The following is an 11,231-nucleotide window of genomic DNA, read 5'->3' as shown; positions in this document are numbered from 1 at the left end:
GGGAAGTACCGCTCTAAGGTCCTCAGCTGTTCGCTCTTGGGCTTTTGGTCCGCCTTGAAGAGCCTGTGGATCTCCTCCAGGGTCATCTCCGAGACCTCGTAGGGCGTCAGCCTGTAGCACTTGAAGAACTCGATGTACTTGGCCACCGTGTTGCGGGAGATGCCAAGTTCCTTGCTGATCCGTCGCTTGCTGGCCCCCTCGCCGTACAATTTGTAAATCCTTTTTGCCTTTCGCATATCTATCTGTTTGTTCGCCATGGTCTTTTTTACAAAAGAAACCATCGCAACACTCAAATAGAATCGATCTTTTTAGTGGCTCACGTTCATCCGCCCCACTATGCTCACTTTGGTCCGCCGCGGGTGGCTCACTTTGGTCCGCCGCGGGTGGCTCACTTTGACCCGCCGAAGGTGGTATACTATGCCCGTTTTTTGCAGCTTAGTCCCAAGGCGTGCATTGCAAAACTGCCTGTTGGGATAATACGTGCCCTATCGCGTTTGGCTATGGCTTGTGCTATATCATTTAAACTTGGCAGTACTATTTCGTTTAGTAATTGGCTAATTTTAGGTCTTACATAAATACCACTGGTCAACCTGTGCAAAACACCTCTTTTTACCAAACGATATAAAGCCACACGCAGTGCATTGGTATTTGCTAGATGGGCAAAATCCTCTGTAAGGAAAATTGTGCCCTCTTCATTGTTTTTAACTTGAGCTAGTATTTGTTCTTCTACACTCGCCATCTCATTTGTTTTACTTTTTGTAATATAAAGTGATGTCTTTTCATTACAAAAATACTTAAAAACATTATGAAAATAATTTTAAAAAGAACTACAGGTGACCTTGCTCTGGTTGTGTGCTCATTATCTTTAAACACTGACCATATTTATATGCAATGTTCTTCACCTCTTTGAATGGTGTTTTGATTCTCCATATACCTAAGTAATTCCACCTCATAAATTCTTGTCATTAATTGAATTGGACAAGGGCTAAATTTCCTGGCATAACAGCATAAAAAAAGTGTCAGATTTCTAATTGCGGATGTAAGCCCGCAAGGATTTTAACATTTTTTTAAGAGAAAAAGCAAAAATAATCCCTCTCAGTCAACAAATACTCCTTCTCAGATACGAAGTAATCCCTTACAGATCCATCATCCTCCTTAATTTTATCATTGTAAATCAAATGGTTACAAATAAAATGAAGTGGAGCGTAAAACATAGCAGGATTACTTTGGAGGTCATATGTCTGTTGTACATCATCCTTTTTGCTTATGCCGCTGTCAGCAAACTGTTGGATTTTGAAAGCTTTCGTATTCAATTGGCCCAATCCCCCCTTCTTACCGCACATGCGGATTGGGTGGCCTGGACGGTCCCCCTTTCAGAACTGATCGTGGCCGGAATGCTCTTTGTTCCCCGGCTACGGTTTTGGGGCCTGTGTTCCGCCTTTTTCCTTATGGTCATGTTCACCACCTATATTGTCATCATCCTGAACTTTACCGACTTCATCCCCTGCTCCTGTGGTGGCGTTTTGGAGGATCTGGGGTGGACCGAACATTTGGTCTTCAATCTCCTATTTGTGCTTTTGGCACTGATCGGCATCCTTTTATTGAACCCACAGGTCAGTAACGGGAGAAACCAAAACCAACGGCAGAACAATCCTTCGTCACCAAAGAAATTGACGGGCAAACTGCTTGTAATCATGGGGGCACTTGCCTTGGGAAGTATGGCCCTGGTGACGGGCCTGTTTCTATGGAGTGAAGATATTGTCCACCATCGGAACAATTTCACCCGCCGTTATCCCCACCACCCCATAAAACGTACCCATGAACTGGATCTGGGCTTCAATTCCTATTATCTGGCCGGAGCTGGCCAGGGCAGGATATTTTTGGCCAATCCCACTTCCCCGCTCCATATAGTGACCAGTGATACCACATTAAGGGACACGCTACACTTCCAAATGAACATCCCCCATGAAAACATAGGTTTTCGGTCCATCAAGACCATTGTACACCCTCCCTATTTCTATTTCATGGACGGGACGGTGCCCATTATATTCAGGGGCAGTACCGATACATGGACCGCCAATCCCATATTAAGGGGCGAAGCCTATTTTTCATTGGCGGTTCCGCTATCCCCCAACACCTTTGCCATACGGGCGCGCAGCACCCAAAACAACGAAAATGAACTTGGGCTGGTCCGGTTGGGGGACAGCATCCCATTGTCGTTAAAACCCGACCTTTTACAAAAACAGGTTGACGGCGTCTTTGATACCGATGGGGCATTGCTGCACGACCCGGTATCGAACCTTGTGGTTTATGTCCATTATTATCACAACAAGATCATTTTGGCCGATACCCTACTGCAAAGAACACGCTATGGCCGGACCATCGATACCATCAGCTTTCCCCAGATAAAGGTGGCCACGCTTCAAAAGGGCAATCAACGAAAAATGGCGGCCCCTCCCTTGATCGTCAACAAAAGGGCCGCGGTCAGCAACGGCCTTCTCTTTGTCCAAGGAAATCTCCTGGGCAGGAACGAATCCGAATTTATGTGGAAAAGGGCCTCGGTCATAGACGTTTACGATCTAATGGACCAAAGCTATGTCCTCAGTTTTTATGTGCACCATATACGGAAAGAACCCCTTAAGGATTTTTTGGTCGCCGATGGAAATTTCATAGGGATCTTTGACCAGACCTTGGTCACCTATAAACTGCAAGGGCCGCCTTTTGATAACATAAGGGCAAATGCCCAAAACGATACACTTGCAATAATGCAGGATTAGCGACAAAAACTGGCACAAATGGGACAAAGGGCCCAAAGTGCCGGACAAAGATATCCGGATGCCCCACCTCAAGGTCCAAGGCCTATCACCTTGTTGTTGGAGCTGAACAAAAGCATGGGTCTTAATTTTAAATTCTATTATTATGAGAAAAAACCTTTTAAAAACAATCATGCCCGCTATAGCGATCGTATTTGCCGTAGCGGCAGCCTTTGCGACCCAATCCGAGGAAGTTGAAAGTACCACTTTGGTACCTGCCTATATTCCTCAGGGTTTTGGACAACCTTGTCAGAACACTCTAATGGAGTGTGATACAGAAATAAAGGACAACATTTGTACTTACGGTGACCAAGATGCCTATGGGTTGGCAAATGATGGCGATCTGACCAGTTGTAGTGTAGATCTCTATAGAGATTAAATGGCTATGATCTGGTAATTTGGCTGTGCAGTAGGGGAGCACCGGGAAATCGGTGCTCCTTTTTTTACAGCCATTTTATTCCTCTCCTTTGATCATCCATTCCCTTTTGGGTCGGCCCTTTAGATAATGGCCCATCCATTCGTTGGTGCGACGACTAAGGTCCTTTTGTCTTTCCTTGTTCCGTATTGTGTGCTTTTCCCCGGGATAGACCAAAAGCACATGGTCCTTTTTCAAACGCCTCAATGCCAAATAGAGTTCCACGCTCTGTGTCCAATGTACATTACGATCTTCCTTTCCGACCCAGCCCAATAAAGGTGTATTGATGGAATGAGCTTGGTAAACCGGTGAGTTCTCGATAAAACTTTGAAAGTTATTCGTAAAGCTATCGCCCATTCGTAATTGATGGTGCTCGTACCGCCAAGCCTCCCCAAGACCCCATGCCTTGCCAATGGAAAGGTAGCCCCTGATCAGGTCGGTAACCGCCACCCCTGCTATGGCCGTTGCAAAAATGTCCGTTTGCGAAATTATATAGGTGGTCTCAAAGCCTCCAAAAGATGCCCCATACAAGCCAATCCTTTCAGGGTCGGCGAGACCCATATCAACCACCTTATTGACGGCAGAGACCACACAATCCAAGGCACTCTCACCAGGCTTGCCGATCTCATACCGAATATCCGGATAGAGTATCAAATACCCATTGGAGGAAAGGGCCGAAGCATTCATTATTTGATACTCCGATGGAGGCACTGCCTCATTCAATCTATACTGTTGCTCCTCATAGATGTGTACCATCATCGGATACCTTTTCCCTGGTTCATAACCTGCAGGATAGACCAAGACCCCTTCAATTTTTTCACCTTTCTTGTTCTTATAACCGATCAGAGAAGACCTGCCCCAATCATATTCCGATTGAAAGGCATTGGGGACTGCCAAAGTCTTGGGTTCTTGGCCCATTCTATGATAAACCAGTTGGGTCGGCTCGTCAAAGGTCTCCTCCAGATAAATATAATCCTGGGTGTCCTTTGCCTTTTTCAATCCGTATATCCGCTTTGGTTTGTATACCAATGTTCGCAGACCATTTTTGGCGCTCCACAAAAAGTATCCTGAACCCTGGTCATCCCCCGATCCTTTCAGGACCAAGCCCTTAGTGCCATCAAAGCTTCCATCCATAAAGTTCGAGAAATAATGTGTGGTGCCAAGCTCCAAGGTGGCATTCCTATCGATCCGATATTGTATGCCTTTTTCCCTTCCCCGGGTCAGACGTTTGTACCTTTTGCCATCAGGCGAGATCCGCCAAATGTCATATCGGTCATAGACCAAAATCATGTTCCCTTCCTTGTCCCATCCTGGACTGCCATAGGGCACTTCATCCTCCTTCCGCCCATAGTCCAAAAAAGACCAATCCGTTTGCAGGTTTTCCGTAAGATTGACATGGATTCCCTTTTTAACATGGTATACCCACCAATCCCCGTTCTTGAAATACTTGAGGTAGTTCCCGTCCTCCGACATGCCCACGTACTTGCCCCAATAGGACAGCTTATCTTGCAACAGTTGCTGTTCTCCGGTGGCCAGTTCCTTCAGGTAAAAGTCCTTATCGGCATCCCGCTTGAATTGTGGCTCATTGTCCCACGGATTATATATCAGGGCACGATCAAACTTTGGAGTGGGAATCGCATAGGGATGCTCCGATGTGGACAGTTGCAATATTTTCCCGGTCATAGGCAACCATGCCCAAACACGCACCTCATCAGGGAACAGGCCCAATAGCTGCCTTCGGGGATAGATCAATGGGTCCTGGGCGTGCCAGAGTTCCACTATTTCCTCGTCACCGGGCCCCTTGGATTCCAAGGAACCTTGTTTGGGTTCGATGCCAAACAATAGTTTAGAATCATCGGGGGCGATCAGTAAACGGTAATCGGCCAATTGTAGCCCCTGTTTGCCAAAGGAACCCGCTCCATCCAACCGAAACCAGTTGGTTTTCGAACCTATTTCATGGAAATAAAGGTCGAGGTCATTATTGGTTTCATCACCTGTCCGAAGGAATGCAAGACTATTTCCCGAAGGCCCCCAAACCAACTGTTGGAGGGGAAATCTGGATTCCCGTAATACAACGGGCTCCCATTCTTTTGATTCCATATTCAAAAGATTAAGGGCATATCTTCCCCTTTCCCTCTTGATATAAAGGAGTTTGTTTCCCGTAGGGGACATGAGATGGGAATCCACTCCCTTTAGATTAAATGTCCTTTCCGTTTTCAGGGACCTAAATTCAAGGTTATATCCATTGTTTTCAGCCCCCACTTTTTTTATCAGGAGCCACCTACCATTCAATATCATTTCGTGGCCCAATATGGGTCCGATGTCCACAACTTCTCCTTTGTGCAGGTCCTGTAACTGCAATGCCCCTTCCTTGGATATTATCGCTTTACCGCCATCCGGTGTAAATTCCAATTGTCCCCCGCCCGGATGGACATACTGGGTATCTCCTTCCGTAGATCGGATAAAAAGGGTATCCTGGCCATAATCGTACTGCTTTGTGTAGGAGGCCCATTTGCCATCATCGGAAATTTGGGACAGAAAGATTGTGCTCCATCGATGATAGTCCTTTGGGGTCAGAGACTTTTTCGAGGTTACCTGCCCCCATAAGGGGCAGGTGGCTAACATCAATAAAAAAAATGAAAACAAAACCTCGCGGTTTACCTTTGACATCCCCTTTATCCTTTCCAAGTAAAGTGAGGGTTCCCCATTTTTTCCATGGACTCTAGTAACCATCGTTTTGGGGGTTTAGGTTCGGATTGGCCAAAAGCTCGGATTGTGGTATGGGGAACAGCAGATGGTACTCCTGCCAGTTCGGCTTTAGCGGTCCAAGTACCTCACCGGCCTTTTGAAAACGTTTCAAATCGAACCAACGATGGCCGAACTCCGTAAAGAGTTCGTACCTTCTTTCCTGCAAAAGGGCAGTCTCCACACCCATCCTATCGAGACCTTCCAGATCCGAAAGGCCTGCACGGCCACGGACCTTGTTCAAATCCGCAATGGCCCCATCAAGATCTCCCAATTGCATCCTGGCCTCCGCCCTGATCAAATAAAGTTCCCCCAATCGCAATACCACTGAATGCTCCACGGAGCTTCCGGTAGGTAAATTAGCTTTGTATTTGTAGGGGTGGTGCCAAACCGTGGCACCATTCGTTATGCTCCTGGTCCAATATATGGCCCGTTGATCTCCGGGAGCGAACCCCTCCATAAAGGATCGGGTAAGGGCTCCTTGGTTGATAGGGGGTCCCGATTCAAATATATAGGTCTGGGCCTCCAAGGTATTTCCTTCGGAAGATACTGATTTCAACTGCCATAAGGCACCCTTGCTCCCTTTCAAAAAAACTTGGCCCAGATCTTCCTCCCAAGTATATAGGTTGGTCCCATCCAGCACTTCATCTGAAAGGGCCAGAGCCCTCTCCCAATCACCAAAATAAAGGGACACCCTGGCCAAAAAGGCCATGGCCGCATATCGGTTCACCCTGACCCTGTCGGGGCCCACATACGCTTCAGGGAGCAGATCAATGGCCCTTTCCACATCCGAAACCAATAGTTCGTAGATCTCGGAACTTCCCAATTTCCCGATCTGGGCATTCTCACGATAGTCCGTTTGGCTCACATAGGGTATGTCCCCGAAAAGCTGGGACAGGTAAAAATGGATAAAACCTCTCAGAAAAATGGCCTCTCCCTGTAATTGTTCCCTATCCATTTCGGAAAGGGCAGTGTTATCTTCCAAGCCTTCCAAAATGGAATTACAGGCATAGATCAGGTTGTAACTGTTGTTCCATAACGTTGCCAACTCCGGTTCAGTGGCCAAAACGGAATGGATGTTAAAATTGTAGATCGTTCCAATGCCGTCACCATAATGATCCAGTTCATCCGCGTAATGTCCCAAAAGATTTCCGATGCCCCGGGAACCCCCTGTGATCAGGGTCTGACTTCGCAGTCCTGAGTAAATGTTCGCCAAGGCCGCCGTTGCCGTGGCCCTATCGGTAAATACGGCCTCGCCCGTCAATTGGGAGGGTGGCAGGTCCGTTTCCACAAAATCCGAGCAACCCGGTATCAGCAGTGACCACACCAAAAGATAAAGGTGATATAATGTTCGTTGTATTTTCATCTGAATATTATTTTGAGTTAGAAAGTAAGTTGTGTGCCCAATGTGATCTGCCGTAGCGGGGGCAACCGTCCAACCCCGATGAATTCAGGATCGCTCCACCTATAGGAGGTCCATGTCCATAGGTTCTGCCCCTGGAGGTAGACCCTACAGTCCATGCCCTTGGTCAACTTGGCAGGGATCCGATAACTGATGGAGATTGTTTTCAATCGGACAAAGGAACCATCGGACACCGCCCTGTTGCTGCCACTGTACCGGAAAAAAGCGGATACGGCATCAGCATTGTTGCCCGTGGTATACCTTTGTACGGTCGCGCTTTCTCCTGCCTCCTCCCATCGATCCAGAACATCCACGGGTCTATTGTTCATCGAACCGGGGAAACCGCCATTGTAGAGATAGTTCCATTGTTGTTGTTTGGTGAACTGGAATAGAAAATCCAATGCAAATGGGCCAATATTGATATTGTTGGCCAGACCCCCATAAAGATCAGGGTCCATGTCCACTATCCACTGTTGGTCATTGGGTGGTGCAATAACACCGTCCCCATCATAGTCCCTGAACTGATACACTCCCGTGGTCGGGTCCACACCCGTACTGAAATACAGTTTACGTATCCCAAGAGATTTTCCCACCACAAGACTGTTGGCGTAGGTAGAGGCCTCGAGTCCCGGAAAGGAAATCAATTCGTTCTCGGGAAAACTCAGGTTCAGGGACAGCTGCCACTTTACTTTCGGGGTATGTACCAATCGGGAGGTGAGTTCCAGTTCCACTCCCTTGTTCTGGACAATGGCATCCAAATTGGCCTGGAGACTGGTAAATCCTGTCGTGCCCGGCATGGGAATGCCCACCAGTTGATTGGAGGAACGGTTGCGATAGTAATTGCCCGCCAACAGGATACGGTCCTTCCAAAAGCCAAGCTCCAACCCGACCTCCAATTTATCATTGCGTTCCCATCCAAAATCGGGATTGAAGAGGCGGGTAGGCTGTAGGACACTGACCCCATCATAGTTGGTGCCCCCCAGACTATAGGTCTCCCAAAACTGATGGTCCCCGATCTGATCGTTCCCCGTGGTGCCGTAACTTCCCCGTAATTTACCATAGCTGATCACCGGAAGCACCTTTTTTATAAATTTCTCCTCCGAGAACAGCCAAGCGGCTCCAATGGCCCCAAAGTTGGCAAACTGGTTTCCGGGACCAAACCGGGAGGAACCGTCCCGTCTCCCCGTTAGGTTAAGGATATATTTTTGTCGGTAGTTCAGGTTGATCCTGCCAAAAATGGCCTGGTACCTATACTCCGTCCCGGAATCCAAATTGATGTTCAGCGTGGTGGCCGCTGAAATGTCCCCAAGGAGGTCATTACTTGGAAAGCCTTGGGCATAAAGCCCCAATTGATGCTGATCTTGTTGTTGGAAAGTACTTCCCAACAATACATCCAATTGTAATGGTCCCATACTTCCTTGCCATTGCACCTGGGGCTCCACGATCCATGAGGTACGGGACGATGTTCCCTTATAAATCGAGGAGTATCTGCTATCGGCACCAAAGGCGGGGTTGTATCTTGTCGAGGGCAGGATCCTACTATCGTTCACCCGAGCATCCGTATAACCCAGGTTTACCTTGGCAGTGATCCCTTTGAAGAGAGCATAGGAAGCGGTCCCATTTGTGGTCAGGGTCTTGGAATTGGAGGAAAAGCGGCTCTCCAGCTCTGCAAGCGGATTGTTCCAGGTATTGTCCGCCCAGTTCAGTTCCCCATGGTCATCATAAAGGGCTGGGGCATTGGGTGCCAAGCTTCGTGAAATACGTGTGAGATCCACGGCTGGCAGATCATTGTTGTCCACTACGTAATTCCCGGAAAAATGGAGCTTAAAACGTCCATCATCGGATTTATGGTCCAGGTTCAACAATACACCTCCCTTTTGATAACCGGACTCCCCTGGAAAAACAGTATTCTCCCTTTGGTAGGTCCCGCTCATCAGGTAGCGGGTGCCATTGCTCCCACCGGATACGGATGCCTGTGCCATGGTCCTGTGCACGGTTCCCCCGATCAGTTCCTTTTGCCAATCGGTGTATCGGTCCTGGTCCCAGGTACCGTTCACATCATAGGCATTGGCAGGGTAATCCTCTATGCCATCATTGGCAAAGGCCTCCCGTCTCATCTCCAAGTACTGTGGGGTGTTCAACAGGTCCATGAAACGGCTGGCCCTGCCCAGACTGGTATTGAAATGGATGTTGAGTTCTGCTTTGCCGGAGCGACCTTTTTTTGTGGTGATCAAAACCACCCCATTGGCACCACGGGAGCCATAAATTGCCGTGGCATCGGCATCTTTTAGAACCTCTACCTTTTCAATGTCGGCAGGATTTATCCCATTGAGCGGACTTATGCTGCCTCCAAGGATTCCCGAGGTCTGGGAATAGTTGATGGGATCCGATGCAAAGGGTACCCCATCCACAATATAGAGTGGATCGTTCCCTGCACCGATACTGTTCCGTCCCCTGATCTGGATGTTGAACCCTGCCCCTGGCAGGCCCGAGCTCTGGATAATGTTCACCCCGGCCATGCGCCCCTGAAGTGCCGCCAGTGGATTGGAAACGGGCTGTTTTTCGATTTCGGAAGCTGTCACCTTACTGATGTTCCCCGTGCGCTCCCTTTCGGTAACGGTATAATAGCCCGCATTGAGCACTACTTCCCCCAATTGGGTCACATCCTCCTCCAAGGAAATAAAGACCTCTTCCCTGCCCGCAATGGGCACGGTAAGGGTCTTGAAGCCGACCATGGAAAAGATAAGCACATCGGTGGGAGAAGCTTGAACGGAAAAGGAACCGTCCAAACCGGAAATAGTGCCGATATTCTTGGACTCCACCACAAGGTTCACCCCGGCCAAGGGCTCTCCCGTGGTATCGGTCACGGTGCCGGTAATGGTGGCCTGTGGTGGTTCCAAGGTATTGCCCGCCTGCATTTTGTGTGTAAAAAGGGGCACTAAAAAGATATATAGTAGCAGGAACCATGATGTCCTGCAAAAGCATTTTGGTGATTTCTTCATAATGTTGAGTTCGTTTGATTAAAATGTTGGTTGTTATTCCCACTGCCCCATAAGTCACGGAAAGGCCGTAACTTCCAAAAGGACATCAAGCTTCGGACAAAGGCCATCCTGTCCATGCAGTAATGGTGCCTGGAAATAGGATTTCTTAACTAAAAAAGACTATGAAAATGTGCTAGGGCCGGATACCCCAAAAGTGTATGTATCAGCCAAGGGACAAAAGATGATTTTGTGAACCGGAAAAATGTCGCGTATATCCCATAGCTTTAGTCTTAGGGTTAGATTGGGTTTCTAGGCTTCTTCCTAAATAATAGATGAAATGTAGTTATTGGAACATTCCTTAAATAGTAAAGCATTATTTTAGTGTTTTAGTTGGTCGTAAATGGTCAAAGAAAATCAGCTTTCAAAAACAACCCGCAATGTCCATTTACTGTTAAAGGAAAAGAAGCTACTTTTATGGTCATTGTAATTGACGCTGAATAAATAAAACCGCCTTTAACCCGGCAAACCCATAATTTCTGTGGGCATGGGGTTGGTATTGCCGCACAGTATTCAAGAGGCTTGTCCCCTTGGCCAGTAAGGCACAATGCCCTTGCTTCCGCTGCCGGAAGTTTTCACCTCCAATTCGAGGCGCGTTTGATGTTTTTTGGCATGTGTAGAAAGGATTGTACACGTCGGATACTGGCATAGGCAATATAACCGCCGCAAGTGAACTTCGGGCTGTGGTTAATGGTGGTTTTACAAACTTCGTTTCCATAATGATTATGTAAACGATGTGTACTCGGGAAGCCAGAGAAATACCTTAATGGGGAAAACCAATAAAGCGAGTCTCAATGCTTTGCAAGTGGTACCGTCAA

The 11,231-nt window shown here is 47.8% G+C and carries 7 protein-coding genes; 2 read left to right on the top strand and 5 right to left on the bottom strand.

The genetic code is table 11. From position 1 onward, the window contains the following. On the bottom strand, positions 1-257 hold a 257-nt coding region (locus EO132_RS19105; RefSeq protein WP_164732267.1), incomplete at its 3' end, for a helix-turn-helix domain-containing protein. Positions 258-415: 158 nt separating this feature from the next. Further along, positions 416-739: a DUF6088 family protein gene (locus tag EO132_RS19100; protein WP_127139406.1), complete on the bottom strand. Its 324-nt coding sequence runs from the start codon at positions 737-739 to the stop codon at positions 416-418. Positions 740-1,193: 454 nt separating this feature from the next. Here EO132_RS19100 and EO132_RS19095 point away from each other — a divergent pair, with 454 nt between their 5' ends. Continuing rightward, entirely contained in the window at positions 1,194-2,777 is a 1,584-nt protein-coding gene (locus EO132_RS19095) for a MauE/DoxX family redox-associated membrane protein (protein ID WP_235856519.1), read from the top strand. Positions 2,778-2,919: 142 nt separating this feature from the next. Next, positions 2,920-3,192 carry a DUF6520 family protein gene (locus EO132_RS19090; protein ID WP_127139404.1) on the top strand — a complete coding sequence of 91 codons (273 nt, stop codon included), beginning with the start codon at positions 2,920-2,922 and terminating at the stop codon, positions 3,190-3,192. 75 nt (positions 3,193-3,267) lie between these two features. On the opposite strand, the gene EO132_RS19085 is transcribed toward EO132_RS19090, so the two are convergent. From EO132_RS19085 to EO132_RS19075, 3 genes are read right to left on the bottom strand one after another with little or no spacing between them, the layout of a single operon-like run. Next, complete coding sequence (locus EO132_RS19085; protein WP_127139403.1) at positions 3,268-5,961, bottom strand: alpha/beta hydrolase family protein; 2,694 nt, start codon at positions 5,959-5,961, stop codon at positions 3,268-3,270. Next, positions 5,951-7,339: a RagB/SusD family nutrient uptake outer membrane protein gene (locus EO132_RS19080; protein WP_127139402.1), complete on the bottom strand. Its 1,389-nt coding sequence runs from the start codon at positions 7,337-7,339 to the stop codon at positions 5,951-5,953. The genes EO132_RS19085 and EO132_RS19080 overlap by 11 nt, the downstream gene beginning before the upstream one ends. Positions 7,340-7,356: 17 nt before the next feature. Beyond that, positions 7,357-10,377, bottom strand: coding sequence for a SusC/RagA family TonB-linked outer membrane protein (locus EO132_RS19075; RefSeq protein WP_127139401.1), 3,021 nt, complete (start codon positions 10,375-10,377; stop codon positions 7,357-7,359). Positions 10,378-11,231 lie beyond the last annotated feature (854 nt).

Source organism: Flagellimonas oceanensis (assembly GCF_003992595.1).
In the GTDB taxonomy this organism is placed as follows: domain Bacteria; phylum Bacteroidota; class Bacteroidia; order Flavobacteriales; family Flavobacteriaceae; genus Flagellimonas; species Flagellimonas oceanensis.
Note: the sequence above shows the minus strand (reverse complement) of the source record. Positions and strands in the feature narration are given on the sequence as shown.

Coding starts and splice junctions, on each gene's coding strand:
- EO132_RS19100 (WP_127139406.1), bottom strand. CDS start 739: ATGGCGAGTGTAGAAGAACAAATACTAGCTCAAGTTAAAAACAATGAA.
- EO132_RS19095 (WP_235856519.1), top strand. CDS start 1,194: ATGAAGTGGAGCGTAAAACATAGCAGGATTACTTTGGAGGTCATATGT.
- EO132_RS19090 (WP_127139404.1), top strand. CDS start 2,920: ATGAGAAAAAACCTTTTAAAAACAATCATGCCCGCTATAGCGATCGTA.
- EO132_RS19085 (WP_127139403.1), bottom strand. CDS start 5,961: ATGGTTACTAGAGTCCATGGAAAAAATGGGGAACCCTCACTTTACTTG.
- EO132_RS19080 (WP_127139402.1), bottom strand. CDS start 7,339: ATGAAAATACAACGAACATTATATCACCTTTATCTTTTGGTGTGGTCA.
- EO132_RS19075 (WP_127139401.1), bottom strand. CDS start 10,377: ATGAAGAAATCACCAAAATGCTTTTGCAGGACATCATGGTTCCTGCTA.